The following is a 16,663-nucleotide window of genomic DNA, read 5'->3' on the forward strand; positions in this document are numbered from 1 at the left end:
TCGCTCACTGATATCTATAGCGAAATTCCGCGCTTCCCCATGCCGATATCCCGGTAGGGCGGCTTTAAGCGCTGCGTCTTTATCCTTCCGCACGGTTTGCTCATCGGGATCTTCTCCAGCAGATCCGTGCCGTGGCCGAAACTAAGGGGCGACAACACCAGGTCCTCGATGGTCACGACGGCTGCGCCCTCGAGCGTCCCGACCGGGACCTGGCACCAGCGGACCGCCTGACCGTCAACATGGACCGTGCAGGCACCACATAGTGCAACGCCGCAGCCATACTTTGTTCCCATGAGCCCCAGTTCATCACGCAAGACCCAAAGAAGCGGCGTATCGGCCGCAGCCTTTACGATCTGCGGGGCTCCGTTGACGGCAATCTGCATGCAAACGACCTCCGAGTGCTACCTGATGGAGCCTAGGATAAATTAGTATGGAGCGATCTTGACGGCCTTGGGGTTTGAAAATGGCTGAATTCGGCCATTTTTCAAACCCCGGGACCACCGAAGGCGCGGCAGATCCGGGTCAGACCTTCCGTCCTGATCCTCACAAGCCCGATTGCTTCCTGCGGATCAGGCCAGAAACTCTGATCTCCAGATTTCCTCTCGTCAAAATGCGCCCGATTTATGGGTCTGGACCCTCAGCGGCACAACGCGTTACTCCGCAGGGAGGGTACTGTCCTGTTCCTGTGCCGTTCCAGCTTTCGATTTGGCCAGGGCGGCTTTCTCCATGGCCGCAACGTCGATGATTCCGCGCCGGGGGAAGGGGTTTGTCGCATCCGCCTTGCGCGTTCGGTTCACGATGTCGATCACGACAGGAGATGTGGCGGCAAGGAAGTGATCTCGCGAATTCGGTAAGCCGGAGAGATCCAGCGACGTCCTGGCGTAAGTATTTGTTTTATAACAATTAATTTCGCCCGGCAATTGATTTTTCTTTGTCGCAATTCGTCAAATTGTCTCCCGGAATGGGCAGACGAGGCGCATTGACCCGTCTGTCGATCTACGCTTTACCGATCGCATGGTCTCTGGATTGCGCGCAAAAAGATTGGCTTGGCCGGCGGCCGGGATCGTCGTTTTCGGTTCGATCCTTGCTGCGTCTGATCCTGCTTCAGCGCGGTTGCTCAAGGCGAGGCCGGCAAATGCTCCCTTGCTGGCTGCGTGCCATTTCTCAGAAGATACAGATGCTTATCTTCCCTTTCCGGTTTTCGACGGGCTCGACCTGCGTCAACTGACAGCAGGCTTCGCCAAATCTGCGCAGAAGAACGACAGCGCGAAAGCCGACGATGATGGCGAGGAAGAAGAGGACGACGACGACGAGGAGGAGGAAACCGAGGATTCGGAACCGCCCGTGCGCAATTTCATTGCGGCGCACGCGCGGTCGGGCCTGCAGCGCGGGCCGTGCTACAAAATTTCGGGGGCCGCGACCTATTCGGTAACGCTGAATGACGGGACCAACGGAGTCAGCCGCGCCAGCGACCGCCTGCTGAAGGAAGCACGCACCACCTTCGGTTTGCAGATGATCGAGGATTTGCCGATCGGTCGCTTTCGCGCCGCCATTGAACTCGATTGGTCCAGCGCCGCGGGCACCAGTTCGGGATCGGCGAACAGCATCTGGATGAGCCTTGGTCCGGTGACGTTGGGTTTGAAGGGCTCGCACTTCGATTTCTGGGCCGGCGACGAGTTCGGGTTCAGGGCAACGGCGCCCTCGGCCTCGACCTTCCTGTCGTCGCTTGCCCTGCGCACCAGCGAAAAAAGCACGCTTGTCCTTTCGGCGGAGGACCCCATCACGCGCCGGCTGGCCGGTACCGGATATGGAGGGGTTGCGGTGCCGGATTTCGTGGCCCGCTGGCAGTACGAGAATGACAGCACCACTTTGCATCTGGGTGGCGCGCTGCGCCAGCTGCGCTTCGAAGCGCCCACTCGCGCGACGCGGTATGGCTATGCAGCCATCGTCGGCGTTCAGCGGCAAATTGCCTGGTTCGGCACCGGTGATTATGTTATCGCGCAACTAACCTATGCCGATACGGCGCCTGGATTTCTCGGCATTGCCCAGCCCGGCGGCCTTCTGAATTTCACCTTACCGCGCAATGCCTCGGTTGTCATTCTGGAGACGATGCGTGGCTGGACCGCTGCTTTGGCCTACAGCCATGGCTGGTCGACGACCTGGCGGTCAAACGCCTTCGCCACCTATGTTGATCTGCAGCTGGCCGATGGTCCGGTACGCGGCCAGGTTCAGGTCGGACGGGCCGCACTCAACCTCGTCTGGACGCCATTTACAGGGCTCGATTTCACGTGGGAGCTTGGCGCAGGCCAGATCTATCGGGCCGATACGAACTTGGCGCTGACCAATATTTTCAAGCGCCGAAGCTATTCGGGCCAATTCGCTGTCTCGCGCAAATTCTGACCAGTATGGGCAAGCTTTCCAATGTGTTGCCGAACCGATGCTTTCCTCAGGTCCAGTGTAGAGCTGGTCCAGATCCGAGGCCGATGAAAACATCCGACCAGTCCATTGATGCCGGCATTATGTCGCGAGAAAGGACGTTTGCGAAGGCGAGGGCGGGGTGGTGCGCCCAATCGGAGGAGCAATGCAGGCATGTTCCGCCACGGGAACGCAAGCCGCATGTCATCCGCCCGGCGCTGATGTTGGACGTTCGCTGGATACCTTTTTGGCCGTTGCCCTGAAGAGCAACGTGACCAGCGAAGCCACGATCACGATGAAGAAGGAATAGAGCGCCGGCACGGCCATGTAGCTTTGCTGGTCAGGCCCGGTGAAGGTGAAGGCGATGATGCTGAAGGCCAGCGGCCCGTTCTGCAGCCCTGTCTCGATCCCCACCGTGCGTGCGTCAGTCTCATCCATCCGCAGCAGCCGCGCAACGCCATAGCCCAGCGCGATGCCGGCGATGCCGAGCGTGATAGCAGCGGTGTAAACGCCGCCGCGCGTTTCCATCAGGAACTGCCAGTTGCGCGGCACCCAGGCGGCGATCAGGAACAGGATGAAGACAATGCCGAGCATCGAGCCTGTCCGTTCGGTGATCGCGCCGAGCCGCCCGCTGGCCCGCCGAATCAACATCCCGATCGCGACGGGCACGATCATGATCGCCAGCGCGATGATGATATTTTTGTGCGGGATCGTCAGTTTTAGCGCCCCGGCATAGAAGGTGAGGAGCAACGGGATCGCCACGACGCCAACGACTGTCGAGGCCACAGTCATCATGACGGATAATGCCAGGTTCCCGCGGGCGAAATAGGTGAACATGTTCGAGGTCGTTCCGCCGGGCATGCAGGCGATGATCAGGACCCCGACGGCCACGGCGTCTGGCAGGTCAAGGATCTTGACCAGGGCGAACCCGAGCATGGGCATGATCCCGTATTGGCAAGCGAGGCCAACAAGGAGTCCCTGTGGCCGCCTCGACGCCCGGCCGAAATCCCCGAGCGTGAGCGACGCGCCCATCCCCAACATGATGAAACACACGACGATCGCCGATACTGCCTGCTCGAGTTCTCCCACCATGGACTTCGTCCCCCCGCCGATTTGGTTTTCTCGTTGCGAAGCAGCCTAGGCGTATCGATGCGCCGGGTTTGTCCACTAATGGTCAAACTCGGCGCGACTGGCGTGGTATCGGTCGGCGAGAAAAGAAAAAAACGAGAGCCGCCGCCAAAGGCCAGCGGTCCCAGGGAGGTAACACGATGCCCGACACGCTCTATCCGGTGCCGTATGAGATGCTGCGCCAATGGGCAAGCAAGACGCCCGACCGGGTTTATCTTCGCCAGCCCGTCAACCGCGTCTACCGCGAGAAGACCTGGGCACAGGCGCATGATGAGGTGTTGCGCCTGGCAGCGGCTTTCCGTGCGTTAGGCCTGAAGAAAGGCGATGTCGTTGCGATCCTCGGCAAGAACACGGCAGAGTGGTTCATTTCGGATTTTGCCATCGCAGCAGCCGGCCTTATCCCGGCGCCGATCTATTTTACCGCAGGCGCCGACACGATCCGTTACGTGCTCGAGCACAGCGAGGCCAAGGCGATCATCCTCGGGAAACTCGACAATCTCGAGCCTGCACGGCAGGGAATACCCGCGGGCGTCATGACGATTGCCCAGCCCTACGAGACGCTGCCCTGCGATCATCAGATGACGGACCTGATCGCCTGCCACGCGCCGTTGGTCGACGTCAACATCCCCAAGATGGATGACACGTTCTCGCTGATCTACACCTCGGGCACGACCGGCAATCCCAAAGGCATCGTCGTGACCTTCAGGAATATCGGCTACAGTTCGACAACAGCGGTCGAGGCTCTCAACTATACCGAAAATGACCGGTTGATTTCCTATCTGCCGCTCGCCCATATCACCGAACGGGCGATGGTTCAGCATGTCGGGCTCTATCACGGCTGTTCGGTTGCCTTCACCGAGAGCCTCGATACCTTCGCCGAAGATGTGCGCAACGCGTCCCCGACCATCTTTATCTCGGTTCCCCGGCTCTGGATGAAGTTCCAGAGCGGAATCCTCGCCAAGTTGCCCCAGAAGAAGCTGGATCGACTGCTTCGTATCCCCGTCGTCCGGGGCATGGTGAAGAAGAAGATCAAGAAACTTCTGGGCCTGAGCAGCACGCGGATTTGCGGCTCGGGAGCAGCACCCATTTCGCCTGCTGTGCTGGAATGGTTCTCGCGCCTCGACATCAATATTACCGAAGGGTTCGGGATGAGCGAAACTTCGGGCCTCGTGACCGTCAATTATCCATTCAGGCATTCCAAGATCGGCACGGTCGGCGGCCCTGCCAAGGAGGCGAGGATCAAGATCTCTGATGAAGGGGAATTGTTGATTGCGGGTGATTGCATCGTCAAAGGCTACTACAAGGACCCCGAGAAAACCTCCGAGACGTTCCGCGACGGCTGGCTCCATACCGGAGACATGGGCGAGATCGACACCGATGGCAGCCTGAAGATCACGGGCCGTGTGAAGGAGTTGTTCAAGACCGGCAAGGGGAAGTATGTCGCCCCGGTCCCGATCGAGAGCCTGATCGCGGAGAATCCTTACGTGGAGCAGATTTGCGTAATGGGTTCAGGCCTGCCGCAGCCGGTGGCTGTGGTGGTCAGGGGTGACGCGGTGGGTGACATCATGAGCCTTGGGGAAGAAAAGACGGGCCTTGCCGAGACGCTGAAGAAGACCAATGCGCGCCTTGAGGGGCATGAAAAGCTCAGCCACATCGTGGTGGCCAAGGAGCCCTGGACGATCGAGAACGGCCTTCTGACCCCGACGAGGAAGATCAAACGCAATCTGGTTGAAAAGAAATATGCCGATCTGATTGCCAGGCCCAGAACCGATGCCGTGGTCTTCGAGGGGACCAACAGCTGATTGGAGCTGGCCTGAGCGCGCGCTCCGGCCATTCACCGGCCTGCTTCTGACTGCCAGAAATGACAAAGGCCAGTTCAAGGCAGCGAAACGCATAACCTGTTACACCTGAGAAAGACACGCCCATGACAAAAGCTGTAATCGCGGGGTATGCCCGGTCGCCTTTCACGCTGGCCCGGAAAGGCGCGCTCAGTTCCGTGCGCCCCGATGACATGGCGGCGCAAGTCATTCGCGGGCTGATCGAGCGGACGGGTGTGGAACCCGCCGATATCGAGGACCTCATTGTGGGCTGCGCCTTCCCTGAGGGCGAACAGGGCTTCAACATCGCGCGGATGGTTGCACTCATGGCCGGGCTGCCGGAGAGCGTCGCCGGGGCCACGGTGAACCGTTACTGCGGATCCTCGATGAGCGCGCTCCACATGGCTGTCGGGGCGATTGCCGCCGGGGCGGGCCATGCCTTCATCTGTGCAGGCGTGGAAAGCATGACGCGCGTGCCGATGCTGGGGTTCAACCCCATGCCCAACGCGGCCTTCGCCAAGCGCATGCCCGCAGCCTATATGGGCATGGGCGAGACGGCCGAGAATGTTGCCGATCGCTGGCAGATTTCGCGCGCTGATCAGGAGGTCTTCGCCGTCATTAGTCAGGCAAAGGCCGCCGCTGCGCAGGCTGCCGGCAAGCTGGCCGACGAGATCGTTGCGGTGGACAGCCCCGCCGGACCTGTGTTGCAGGATGGGTGTCTGCGTCCCGGCACCACGGCCGAGGCGCTTGCCGAACTCAAGCCGGCATTCAGCCAGACAGGCTCGGTGACAGCGGGCACGTCTTCTCCTCTGACCGATGGAGCCGCCGCCATGCTCGTCTGTTCGGAGGAATATGCCAAGGCGCACGGAATGCAGGTTCTGGCCCGGATTCGCAGCATGGCGGTGGCCGGATGCAGCCCCGAGATCATGGGCATTGGCCCGGTCGTGAGCAGCAGAAAGGCGTTGGATCGGGCGGGGCTCAGCGCAAAGGATCTGAACGTGACCGAACTGAATGAGGCCTTCGCGAGCCAGGCTTTGGCCTGCATGCGCGATCTCGGCCTTGATCCCGACACGGTCAATATTGACGGTGGCGCAATTGCACTCGGGCATCCGCTTGGCGCCACCGGTGCACGGATTACGGGCAAGGCCGCCATGCTACTGAAGCGCGAGGGCGGCGCGTTTGCGCTCGCGAGCCAATGCATCGGCGGGGGCCAGGGCATCGCAACCGTCCTGGAGGCCGTCTGATGTCCGGGATCGAGAAAGTTGCCGTCATCGGCGCCGGCGTCATGGGGGCCGGAATCGCGGCCCATGTCGCCAATGCCGGCGTGCCTGTCTTGCTCTTCGATATCGTGCCCGAAGGGGCGCGCGACCGCAGCTTGGTTGCCAAGGGTGCGCTGGACGCGCTGCAAAAAGCCAAACCTCCGGCCTTCATGCAGGGCTCGGCGGCGAAACGCGTGGTCCCGTGCAACATCGAGGATGATCTTCCGGCGCTGGCCGAGTGTGACTGGATCATCGAAGCGGTCACGGAACGGCTCGATGTGAAGCACGCGATTTACGCCAAGATCGATGCGCATCGGAAGACGGGATCGATCGTGTCCTCGAACACGTCGACCATCCCGCTATCTGTGCTGACCGGAGGGCTTGGCGAGGCGTTTGCCGCCGATTTTGTCGTCACGCATTTCTTCAATCCGCCGCGTTACATGCCACTGCTCGAGCTTGTCGCGAGTTCGCAAACGCGCCCGACGGCCATCGATTCGGTCCGCGACTTCTGCGATCACCGCCTTGGCAAGGGCGTTGTGCGATGCAACGACCGGCCGGGCTTCATTGGCAATCGCCTTGGCGTGTACTGGGGCCTCTCGGCGATCAACGCGGCCATAGATCTGGGCCTGACCGTCGAGGAGGCCGATGCCGTGATGGGTCGGCCTTTGGGCATCCCCAAGACGGGCATTTTTGGGATGGCCGATCTCGTCGGCCTGGATCTGATGCCGCTCGTGGCCAAAAGTCTTGGCAACGCGCTGCCGCCCGAGGATTCCTTCCATGCCTTGCTGCGCCCGCAACCGATCATGGAGCAGCTGGTTGCCGCTGGATATACCGGCCGGAAGGGCAAGGGCGGCTTCTACCGGCTGAACCGCGCGGCTGGCAATCGCAAGGAGGCAGTCGACCTTCAGACCGGCGAGTATCGCCCAGCCATGCGGGTCGACATCCCGATCCTGAAGCATGCCCGCGTGACACCGCTGGCCTTGATCGACGATGACAGCAAGTATGGCCGTTTTGCACGGCGCGTCCTGGGTGAGACCCTATCCTACGCCGCATGTCTTGTCGGCGACGCGGCCGACAGCGTCGAGGCCATCGATGAGGCAATGAGGCTGGGTTACGATTGGGAACGCGGACCTTTCGAGTTGATCGACAGGATCGGCATCACAGCATTTGTCGCACGGCTCAAGGCCGATGGGCTCGCGGTGCCAGAGCTTCTGAAGGTGGCCGGGGCCCGGCCGTTCTACGACGCGAGCGGCGGACGCCGGCAGGTGCTGCAAAGTTCCGGCGGCTATACGGACATGGTGCGGCCTGATGGGGTCCTGCTTCTGGACGATGTTAAGCGCACGAGCCCGCCGGTGATCGGCGGTGAGTCGGCTGCGCTTTGGGATATCGGCGATGGCGTTGCGTGTTTCGAGATTACGACGCGCATGAACACGCTCGATGGCCAGGTTCTTGCCCAACTCGAGGCCAGCCTCGAGCGCGCGGACAAAGACTTCGACGCCCTGGTCATCTACAGCGACGGGCCACATTTTTCGGCCGGGGCGAATCTTGCACAGCTGGCCGGCGCGCTCGACAACGCTGATGCCATCGCCAACATCGTGGCCTATGGCCAGCACGTCATGACGCGCCTGCGCGACAGTGATATCCTGATCGTTGCCGCGCCGGCGGGCTTGGCGCTGGGCGGCGGCTGCGAACTGGCGTTGCACGCCAATGCCATTCAGGCGCATGCGGAATGCTATATGGGCCTCGTCGAAGTTGGTGTGGGGCTGATCCCGGGCTGGGGCGGGTGCAAGGAGCTGCTTTGGCGCCTTTCCACGGCGAAGGCGATGCCGCGCGGTCCGATGCCGGCAGCCATGAAGGCCTTCGAAACCATCTCGACGGCCAAGGTCTCCGGCTCCGCAGCCGAGGCGAGAGAGATGGGCTTCCTGAGACCGGGTGATGGGATCACCATGAACCGGCGGCGGCTTCTGACGGACGCGAAGACGAAGGCGCGCGAGATGGTGACACGTCGGGTCCCTTCCGAACCGCCGCGCTTTCAGCTGCCGGGCCTATCGGGCGAGACGCTTTTGGTCTCATCGGCCGAGGCGATGGCCCGCATGGGCCTTGCGACGGACCATGATGTCACGATCTGCGCCCGGCTGGCGCATGTCCTGACGGGTGGCGGGGCCAACCTGATCGAGGTCCTCGACGAGGCTCGGCTGCTGGAACTGGAACGCGAGGCATTCATCGGCCTTCTGGCCGAACCCAAAAGCCGTGAGCGGATCGCGCACATGCTTGAATCCGGCAAGCCCCTGAGGAATTGACTGCGCGGGTGAACAACGTCTTCCAAGATGGGCTGGTTGTCGCCCGCAATGCAGGCATGAACATAATTGCCATGGTACGCGCCTGACCTGTGAGACGGGAGTTCAAGGGGCAAGCCGTTCGGCCCTTGGCTCGGCGGGTTCGGGACGGCCGGCGGTGGTTGGCCTCCAGAACGACCAGATGCTGCCCCGCTTCTTGTGCTCAGCCGCAAAAAGCGCGGGCACCAATTGGTTAGGAAGATGGCTCCTCGAGCTGTCGGGCCACGTGGATGGAATATCAATGACTTAACCCGATTTTTCGGGATGAGATCGCTCGCTGATATCTATAGCGAATTTCCGCGCTTCCCCACGCGAGTATCTGCGTAAATCCGTTTTAAGCGCCGCGTGTTTATCTTTCCGTGCGGCGGGGTCGATCCCGATCTGCTCCAATCCCTACAGAACAAGCGGCAGCACGAAGAAGCCGCCGACGAGGAAGAACAGCAGGATGAAGGTCGCAAGCTTCAGCTGTTTCTCCATGAATTCGCGGATCCTGTTGCCATAGACACGCAACGCGGCCGCAAAGATGAAGAAGAACGTGACGCGGGCGACGATTGTCGCGAACGTGAACTTCAGCAGATCGAAATGCAGGAAGCCCGACATGATGGTTGCGATCTTGAATGGGATCGGAGTCAGCCCCTTCGTGATCAAGATCCAGAACCACGCATCATGCGTGCTTTTCTGCAGCTCAGCTGCTTTGTCGCCGAGGCCATAAAGCGAGATGATCCAGAGGCCTAGCGTTTCATAGAGCCCATAGCCAATGGCGTATCCGACCAAACCGCCGGCCACCGATGACATCGCGCAGACCATCGCATAGTGCCAGGCCTTCTTTGGGTTCGCGAGGCACATCGGGATCAGCAGCGGCAGCGGGGGGATGGGGCTAATCGAGCTTTCAATGAAAGAGATCGCAGCCAGCACCCAAACCGCATTCGGGTGGTTCGCATAGGAGACCACCCAATCGTATGCGCGCTGCAATATGCCGGGCTTTGCCACCGGCGCGACGAGATGATTGTCTTGAGACGTCATTGCAGCCCTTCAACCCGGCACGCGCCTTGGCGGACGGGTCTTAGCGCTTTGTATTACTATGTCCACATTTAAGAACTGGCTGGCTGCTGATGGGTATAGCCCTGTGGCGGCATCAGCCGCCAGCACTCAGAAACCTGCTCGGGACAGAAAAGATGTTGGCTCCTCGAGCTGTCGAGCCACATTCTCATGAAATCAACGGCTTAACCCGATTTTGCGGGATGCGTTCGCTCACTGAAATCGATAGCGAATTTCCGCATTTCCCCACGCGAATATCCAAGTAAATCCGCTTTAAGGGCCGTGGAGATATCCTCGAAACGCGGGTTGCCGCGTCATCGGAGATCATCCGCCCGCGACCGCCCCAGAGCCTTTTCGGCACCATCACCCCCAATCCCGATCGCTCGGCCTCTTAACCAACCCGCTTAACCGGGCGTACAGAGGTTTCGAACAATCTAGGCCAGCTCCCGGTAGGAGGCCTGATGCCATCCGCGCTGTCTGTTCGCGGCCTTGTCAAGCGCTTCGGCGCCCAATCCGCTGTCGATCATCTCGATCTTTCGATCCGGGAGGGGGAGTTCTACGCGCTGCTTGGCCCCAATGGCGCGGGCAAGACGACGACGCTCCGCATCGTCGCTGGCCTGCTGTCGCCGGATTCGGGTGCGGTCGAGGTCTTCGGCATCGATCGGCTACGCGATCCGCTCGCCGCCAAGCAGGTGATGGCTTGGGTGCCGGACGAGCCGACGGTCTATGACAAGCTGACGCCAGCCGAATATCTCGCCTTCGTCGCCGCGCTCTGGGGGATCGATGGGGCGGCCGCGCGGCGGCGCGCCGATGAACTGATGCAGCGCCTCGAGTTGACGCCGGTGGCCGATCAGCGCTGCGAAGGCTTCTCGCGCGGCATGAAGCAGAAGGTGGCGCTCGCCGGCGCGCTGATCCACCAGCCCCGGCTCCTGATCCTCGACGAGCCGCTCACCGGTCTCGACGCGGCAATGGCGCGCGTCGTCAAGGATATCCTTGGCGAATGCACGGCGGAAGGCGCGACAATCATCCTGACGACGCATATCCTGGAAGTCGCTGAGCGCATGGCAGACCGGATCGGCATCATCCGCCGGGGCCGGCTCGTCGCCGAAGGGACGATGGGGGAATTGCGTCAACGCTTCGAGCGCGCCGACGGCACGCTCGAGGAGGTGTTCCTCGATGTGGTCGCAGAGGGACAAGAGACCCGCGGACAGGACTCCGACGGACAGGGTATGGCCGCCGCATGAGCGCCTCCCTCGGATTGCCGATCAGGACAGTGCTGGCGCATGAGGTGCGCCTTGCGCTCCGCAGGTTCACGAGCCGATCGGGAGGCGGCGGCCTGCGCAATATCGCTTTCGCATTGGTGGTTGCCGCGATGATTGCCGGAGCGCATGGGCTCGCGGCCGTCATGATGCCCATGGCGCCGCTCTCCCACGCCAGCGAGGCCGATCTCGCTGCCTTGGCACCCATGCTGATCTTCGCCGGCATGATCTTGGTTGCGGCCGCCATCGATTCCGCAGTGCATGCGCTTCACCAGCGTGCCGATTATGATCTCCTGTTTTCGGCGCCATTGCCGCCACGGATGATCTTCCTCATCCGCGCGCTCAATGTGGCTTTGGTGACATTTACGAGAGTGCTGCTCTACAGCGCGCCGCTGATCAACGTCATGGTCTGGCGGCATGGCAATCACTTTCTTGCCGGTTACGGCGTGCTGCTGGCCATGGCCATGATCGCGACCTGCATCGCCATCGCCATCATCCTGCTGCTGATGGCGCTGGGTAGCACAAATCGCATCCGCATTCTGGCCCAGGCTTTCTCGGCCATGGCCGCGCTTTCGGCGGTTTTCATGCTTCAGCGGCGCGTTTTATTGCCGGTGGAGGTCAATGAGCTGATCGACGCGGCCTTCAGCGGCGGCCTGCCCATCTGGCTGGAGATGCCTACACGCGCGGCGTTGGGCGATCCGGGCGCGCTGGCCGTCACGCTTGTCGCAGGCGTGGCGTTGTCGGCGCTGGCGCTTTCGCTTCTGGCGGAGCCTTTCGTCAAGGCTGCGGTCAAAATGGCCGGTAGCGCCGTTGCGGCGCCCCGCGGCCGTGTCGCCAAAGGAAATGCGCGGTTCGGGCGCAGCCCTCTCGGCGCACTTTTCTGGAAGGAGCGCCAGCTCGTGCTGCGCGATCCCTCGGCGATCTCGCAGGTGCTGATGCCCTGTCTGTTCCTCCTGCCAGTGGGGCTGAGCGCCTTCCAGAACGCCAGGTCGGGCAATGTCGATTTTGCGACGCTTGTTGCCGTCGTGATCATCACGACGGGGCAGATCGCCGGCGGCCTCACCTTTGTGGCGATGGCTGCCGATGATGCCGGCGATATGGTCACGGCCGCCCCTGTGGATGAGAAGACGCAAATCCGCGCCAAACTCGCGGCCGTCGCCAGCCTCGCCAGCAGCATTGCGATGGTTCCGCTGCTCCTGATCGCCTGGGCGAACCGGCCCGCTGCCGCCATTGCCGTTATCGGCATTGTGCTCGCCGTGGCCACCGGCATTCTGGTCAACCTCTGGCATCAGCCCATTGACGGCTCCCGTCATCGGATGCGCCGGCGGGGCTCAGGCTCGGCGCAGGTGGCGCTGATGGAAATCGCTGTCCTGCTGATGATAGGCCTCGCGGGCTGGCTCGTCATCAGCGGCTATGTCGAAGTGGCACCTGTGCCGCTGATCGTTGCCGCTCTGCTAATGGGCTTGCTTGGCGCGACGCGGAAGCGGGTCTAGCCGATCGGCCCTGTCTCGCGCCGCACCACCTCGCTGGGCGAGATGCCGTAACGGTCGTGCAAGGCCGGATCGTTTAACGGGGATCCCCGATCAGCAGCAGGGCAGGCGCGGAGCCGACGCCGCATATCCGCGATTCAGCACGATTGCTCGTCCGAGTTGGTGACGTCACGACTGACCATGCGTCACCCCTGACCAGTGGCATGCTTGCGCGGCCGGAGGCTTTGAAAAAAAGCGGGAAAAGTTTGGCTCCTCGAGCTGGACTCGAACCAGCGACCATTCGATTAACAGTCGAACGCTCTACCAACTGAGCTATCGAGGAATGAGGCGTGCCGTGTAGCAAAATCCGCAGGGAACGCAAACCTGTTTTCGCGCGGTCCCCCTAAAATTTTCTGAACGCAGGCCCTGTGCCGGAAGCAGGGCGCAAAATTCATTGTAACGCACGCCCCGCCGCTTGCTTCGGGCAGGCAACTAGGGTTATAGCCGCTCCTCTTCCCGCGAGGCCTCGTGGCGGAGTGGTTACGCAGAGGACTGCAAATCCTTGTACGGGGGTTCGATTCCCTCCGAGGCCTCCAATTTTCCCGTCACGTTCTGGATAGGTGCACCGGCCGATCGCGGCCCGCTTCTGCGCGCGCTGGTCCGCCGCATGCAACGGGCGGTCTCCGACCCTCGCCCGGGGGCCTTCCGCGATGCTCGAGATGGCTTGCTTTCGCTCCGCGTCTCGCGCAAAAGCGCGGGAGTGGTGCCGCAATACGGCGATGGATTCCCGGGGGGCTGAAATGGACGAGATGCGCAACGCCCGTCGTGTCATGGTGGACAACCAGATCCGGACTTTCGACGTGACGGATCCGGCTGTCCTGCTCGCATTCGAGACGGTGCCGCGGGAAATGTTCGTCTCCTCGGCCGATCGCCGGATCGCCTATTCCGATCGCCCGCTGCAGGTCGGGGCCGGGCTGGCCGCGCGGCCGATGCTGCCACCCCTGATCCTTGCCCGCATGCTGCAGGCGCTCGAGGCCCGTCCGGGCGAAAAGGCGCTCGATGTCCTCGGCGGAACCGGCTACGCCGCTGCGCTGCTGACCGCGATGGGGCTGGACGCGACGCTGCTCGAGGCCGAGGCCGGTCATCTCGAGGCGGCCGGCAAGGCCTTAGCCGCTGCCGGTGCTTCTGTTGCCCTGGCGCCGGCCATGCCGGGTCTGACGGCGAGCTCGGGCGTGGCGCTGCCGGCGAGCAGCTTTGACTGCATCCTCCTCAGCGGTGCGACGGAAGTTGAGCCGACGGGCCTGTTTCCGCTCCTTGCCGAAGGCGGGCGCCTCGCGGTCATCCTGCACGAGAACGGCGCTTCCCGTGCCATGCTCTATGTCAAATCGGGTGAAACGATTGGCCGTCGACGGATCTTTGATGTCCAGGCGGCAGTCTTGCCGGGGTTTGACCGGAAGCCGGCTTTCGAATTCTGAAGCAAGCCTGGCGGGGCGGAGGCCCTGTTGCTGACGAACCCTGTCAATTAGTCAGCAGTGTTACCTTTTCGTCTCACCCACACGCTTTTCTGTTTGCCGCCTCGGGCCGCGGGTTAACCCGAGGTTTACATCCGCCCGGGTGCCGCTAGTAATCGTTCCGGTGGCGGAAATGCGGAGTCGAAAACGATGCACTTTCGTATCTGTGTCAGCGCGATGGCCCGGATGGGCTCTACCCGGTTGGCAGGCATACGCCTGCGCTCTGCTGGGCATGTGGTCGGTTTCTGGGTAGTTTGAGCATGAAAAGTTCGGTTTTTCAAAGCGTTGCAACGGCGGCCCTTGTGGCCGGCAGTCTCGTTGTGGCCGCTCCGCTCCGCGCCCAGGATCTGAACGCAGCGCTGGCGCATGCCTATATGGCAAACCCGGATCTCAACGCCCAGCGGGCCAATACACGCAGCGTCGATGAAGGGGTGCCCACGGCGAAGTCGGGCAATCGCCCGCGCATCACCCTGCAGGGCGATGCCGGGTATACTGCCATCGACGGCAAATCCGGCGGCAACCGCTCGCAGACCGAACTGATGCCGCGCAGCGTCACGCTGTCAGCCACCCAGACGATCTATAATGGCAACCGCACCTCCAATTCGATCCGCCAGGCGGAATCGAGCATTTTCGCCTCGCGCGAGACGCTGCGGAACACCGAACAGAACACGCTGCTCGACGGCGTCACGGCCTATATGAACGTGGTCCGCGACCAGGCGATCCTGCAACTCCGCCAGAACAACGTGAATGTTCTGAACGAGCAGGTCCGGCAGACGAAGGACCGCTTCAATGTTGGCGAAGTCACCCGGACAGACGTTGCCCAGGCCGAAGCGCGGCTCGCCGGCGCGCGGTCCGACCTCGCGGTCTCGCAGTCGAACCTGCGCGGCTCTGTGGCCCGGTTCAAGCAGATCATCGGGATGGAGCCCAAGCGGCTCGGCGCGGTAAAGCCCGTCGCGGCTGCCCGGCTTCCGAAGAACCAGGGCGAGGCGGTCAACCGCGCGATCAAGGATCACCCGGCGATTTCGGCCGCCCTGCATGGCGTCGATGCGCAGTCCCTTCAGGTGAAGATCGTCGAAGGTGAACTTTACCCGACCGTCTCGCTCACCGGCTCGCTGGCGCGTCGCTATGATTCCAGCACGCAGGGTGACAGCCGCAATGTCGGCTCCGTGCTCGGCACGGTGTCGATCCCGATCTATGATGGCGGCTCGACCTATTCCCGAACCCGCGCGGCCAAGGAAACCCTCGGCGAGCGGCGGCTCCAGGTTGATTCGGCCCGTGACCGCGTGATCCAGGCGGTGGTTGCTTCCTGGGCACTGATGGAAGCAACCGGCTTCCAGATCGAGGGCGCCAATGCGCAGGTGGCGGCGGCGGAAATCGCGCTGAACGGTGTCCGCGAGGAAGCCCGCGTCGGCCAGCGGACCACGCTGGACGTGCTGAATGCCCAGCAGGAACTGCTGAATGCCCGGGTTTCGCAGGTCACGGCCCAGCGCGACCGGGTTGTGGCCTCCTATGCCCTGCTCTCGGCAACGGGGCAGCTCTCGGCGCGGTCGCTCGGCCTCAAGGTCGCAACCTATGACCCGAAGGTGCATTTCGAGCAGGTCAAGGACAGCTGGCTCGGCCTGCGTACGCCCAGCGGCGAGTGATGTCCCGCCGGCCGCAAGGCCGGTATCCGGGTTGTCCCCATCCAAGCGCAACTGCCTGACAACGCTGGCTTGATCACAAGGCTGGCGCTGCCATACTCGTGCTTATCCGATGTGATTCTGGAGGGCGCGGTGCCCTCGGAACGCAGCCCGGACAGCCTTGTATTCCCAAAGATGGAGCGTCTGTCATGTCCTCGAAATCCGCTTCCCTGCCGGAGAACCGGGACGAAAACGAACCGTCGATGGAAGAAATCCTGGCGTCCATCCGCAAGATCATCGCGGATGACAGCCTCGGGATGAAGAAGGACGAACCGGTCCAGAAAAAGTCGGCCGCCAAGAAGGAGCCGCCGGCGCCTGAGCCCAAGCCGGTCGTTGAGGAAGAGCCCGAAGTGCTCGATCTTGCCGAAGTGGCCAAGGTCGCCAGCGCGCCGCAGACGGTCGAGATCGAGCCGGAACCGGAGATGGAGCCCATGCCGGAAGTGATGTTCGAGCCCGCGCCTGTCATGCAGGAGCCGCCACGCGCTCCGATCAACACGGTCGCTGCCCTTGAGGAGCGGATCGTCTCAGACAATACGGGCGTGCTGGTCGGCCAGGCCTTCCAGACCCTGGCCCGCCATACGGCCATGCCAGCCATCGGCCGTTCAATCGAGGATGTCGTTGTCGAGATCCTCCGTCCCATGCTGCGCGACTGGATGGACCAGCATCTGCCGGGCATCGTCGAGAAGATGGTCAAGGCCGAGATCGAGCGCGTCGCCCGCGGCTGAGGGGCGCCAGCCCCGTCGCGCCGGCAT

At 62.3% G+C, this 16,663-nt stretch carries 13 protein-coding genes and 2 tRNA genes; 10 read left to right on the forward strand and 5 right to left on the reverse strand.

Annotation, left to right across the window (positions count from 1 at the left end; all coding sequences use genetic code 11):
* Positions 1–14 precede the first annotated feature (14 nt).
* Both P0652_RS11710 and P0652_RS11715 read right to left on the reverse strand, forming a co-directional pair.
* Complete coding sequence (locus tag P0652_RS11710) at positions 15–383, reverse strand: (2Fe-2S)-binding protein (protein WP_284178986.1); 369 nt, start codon at positions 381–383, stop codon at positions 15–17.
* Positions 384–653: 270 nt separating this feature from the next.
* A complete protein-coding gene (locus P0652_RS11715) occupies positions 654–920 on the reverse strand; it encodes a hypothetical protein (RefSeq protein ID WP_284178987.1) in 267 nt (88 codons plus the stop codon).
* Between the two features lie 94 nt (positions 921–1,014).
* Between P0652_RS11715 and P0652_RS11720 the strand changes: the two genes are divergently transcribed.
* Positions 1,015–2,400 (forward strand): hypothetical protein, encoded by a 1,386-nt coding sequence (locus P0652_RS11720; RefSeq protein ID WP_284178988.1) that lies wholly within the window; start codon positions 1,015–1,017, stop codon positions 2,398–2,400.
* 219 nt (positions 2,401–2,619) lie between these two features.
* On the opposite strand, the gene P0652_RS11725 is transcribed toward P0652_RS11720, so the two are convergent.
* A complete protein-coding gene (locus P0652_RS11725) occupies positions 2,620–3,507 on the reverse strand; it encodes a bile acid:sodium symporter family protein (protein ID WP_284178989.1) in 888 nt (295 codons plus the stop codon).
* A 176-nt stretch (positions 3,508–3,683) separates the two neighbouring features.
* On the opposite strand from P0652_RS11725, the gene P0652_RS11730 reads away from it, so the two are divergent.
* The 3 genes from P0652_RS11730 (at position 3,684) to P0652_RS11740 (ending at position 8,919) form a co-directional block, all read left to right on the forward strand.
* On the forward strand, positions 3,684–5,345 hold the full coding sequence (locus P0652_RS11730; protein WP_284178990.1) for an AMP-binding protein: 1,662 nt from the start codon (positions 3,684–3,686) through the stop codon (positions 5,343–5,345).
* 122 nt (positions 5,346–5,467) lie between these two features.
* Positions 5,468–6,604 (forward strand): thiolase family protein, encoded by a 1,137-nt coding sequence (locus tag P0652_RS11735; protein WP_284178991.1) that lies wholly within the window; start codon positions 5,468–5,470, stop codon positions 6,602–6,604.
* Positions 6,604–8,919 (forward strand): 3-hydroxyacyl-CoA dehydrogenase/enoyl-CoA hydratase family protein, encoded by a 2,316-nt coding sequence (locus tag P0652_RS11740; RefSeq protein ID WP_284178992.1) that lies wholly within the window; start codon positions 6,604–6,606, stop codon positions 8,917–8,919. Before P0652_RS11735 ends, P0652_RS11740 begins: the two co-directional genes overlap by 1 nt.
* Positions 8,920–9,348: 429 nt before the next feature.
* On the opposite strand, the gene P0652_RS11745 is transcribed toward P0652_RS11740, so the two are convergent.
* Positions 9,349–9,978 (reverse strand): YqaA family protein, encoded by a 630-nt coding sequence (locus P0652_RS11745; RefSeq protein ID WP_284178993.1) that lies wholly within the window; start codon positions 9,976–9,978, stop codon positions 9,349–9,351.
* Between the two features lie 476 nt (positions 9,979–10,454).
* On the opposite strand from P0652_RS11745, the gene P0652_RS11750 reads away from it, so the two are divergent.
* Together P0652_RS11750 and P0652_RS11755 are read left to right on the forward strand one after the other, a co-directional pair.
* Positions 10,455–11,237 carry an ABC transporter ATP-binding protein gene (locus P0652_RS11750; RefSeq protein WP_284178994.1) on the forward strand — a complete coding sequence of 261 codons (783 nt, stop codon included), beginning with the start codon at positions 10,455–10,457 and terminating at the stop codon, positions 11,235–11,237.
* Entirely contained in the window at positions 11,234–12,745 is a 1,512-nt protein-coding gene (locus P0652_RS11755) for a permease-like membrane multi-spanning protein (protein WP_284178995.1), read from the forward strand. The genes P0652_RS11750 and P0652_RS11755 overlap by 4 nt, the downstream gene beginning before the upstream one ends.
* A 243-nt stretch (positions 12,746–12,988) precedes the next feature.
* Here the strand turns inward: P0652_RS11755 and P0652_RS11760 are convergent.
* Positions 12,989–13,064 (reverse strand) — tRNA-Asn (locus tag P0652_RS11760).
* Positions 13,065–13,243: 179 nt separating this feature from the next.
* On the opposite strand from P0652_RS11760, the gene P0652_RS11765 reads away from it, so the two are divergent.
* The 4 genes from P0652_RS11765 (at position 13,244) to P0652_RS11780 (ending at position 16,636) form a co-directional block, all read left to right on the forward strand.
* A tRNA-Cys gene (locus P0652_RS11765) sits at positions 13,244–13,317 on the forward strand.
* Positions 13,318–13,521: 204 nt separating this feature from the next.
* Complete coding sequence (locus P0652_RS11770) at positions 13,522–14,196, forward strand: protein-L-isoaspartate O-methyltransferase family protein (RefSeq protein ID WP_284178996.1); 675 nt, start codon at positions 13,522–13,524, stop codon at positions 14,194–14,196.
* Between the two features lie 296 nt (positions 14,197–14,492).
* A complete protein-coding gene (locus P0652_RS11775) occupies positions 14,493–15,875 on the forward strand; it encodes a TolC family outer membrane protein (RefSeq protein ID WP_284178997.1) in 1,383 nt (460 codons plus the stop codon).
* 185 nt (positions 15,876–16,060) lie between these two features.
* Positions 16,061–16,636 (forward strand): DUF2497 domain-containing protein, encoded by a 576-nt coding sequence (locus tag P0652_RS11780; RefSeq protein ID WP_284178998.1) that lies wholly within the window; start codon positions 16,061–16,063, stop codon positions 16,634–16,636.
* Positions 16,637–16,663 lie beyond the last annotated feature (27 nt).

This window comes from Rhabdaerophilum sp. SD176 (genome assembly GCF_030143245.1).
GTDB lineage: Bacteria > Pseudomonadota > Alphaproteobacteria > Rhizobiales > Beijerinckiaceae > Rhabdaerophilum.

Bases quoted from the DNA above. Each gene is read 5' to 3' on its own strand.
- P0652_RS11710 (WP_284178986.1), bottom strand. From the start codon at position 383: ATGCAGATTGCCGTCAACGGAGCCCCGCAGATCGTAAAGGCTGCGGCC.
- P0652_RS11720 (WP_284178988.1), top strand. From the start codon at position 1,015: ATGGTCTCTGGATTGCGCGCAAAAAGATTGGCTTGGCCGGCGGCCGGG.
- P0652_RS11725 (WP_284178989.1), bottom strand. From the start codon at position 3,507: ATGGTGGGAGAACTCGAGCAGGCAGTATCGGCGATCGTCGTGTGTTTC.
- P0652_RS11730 (WP_284178990.1), top strand. From the start codon at position 3,684: ATGCCCGACACGCTCTATCCGGTGCCGTATGAGATGCTGCGCCAATGG.
- P0652_RS11735 (WP_284178991.1), top strand. From the start codon at position 5,468: ATGACAAAAGCTGTAATCGCGGGGTATGCCCGGTCGCCTTTCACGCTG.
- P0652_RS11740 (WP_284178992.1), top strand. From the start codon at position 6,604: ATGTCCGGGATCGAGAAAGTTGCCGTCATCGGCGCCGGCGTCATGGGG.
- P0652_RS11745 (WP_284178993.1), bottom strand. From the start codon at position 9,978: ATGACGTCTCAAGACAATCATCTCGTCGCGCCGGTGGCAAAGCCCGGC.
- P0652_RS11750 (WP_284178994.1), top strand. From the start codon at position 10,455: ATGCCATCCGCGCTGTCTGTTCGCGGCCTTGTCAAGCGCTTCGGCGCC.
- P0652_RS11755 (WP_284178995.1), top strand. From the start codon at position 11,234: ATGAGCGCCTCCCTCGGATTGCCGATCAGGACAGTGCTGGCGCATGAG.
- P0652_RS11770 (WP_284178996.1), top strand. From the start codon at position 13,522: ATGGACGAGATGCGCAACGCCCGTCGTGTCATGGTGGACAACCAGATC.
- P0652_RS11775 (WP_284178997.1), top strand. From the start codon at position 14,493: ATGAAAAGTTCGGTTTTTCAAAGCGTTGCAACGGCGGCCCTTGTGGCC.
- P0652_RS11780 (WP_284178998.1), top strand. From the start codon at position 16,061: ATGTCCTCGAAATCCGCTTCCCTGCCGGAGAACCGGGACGAAAACGAA.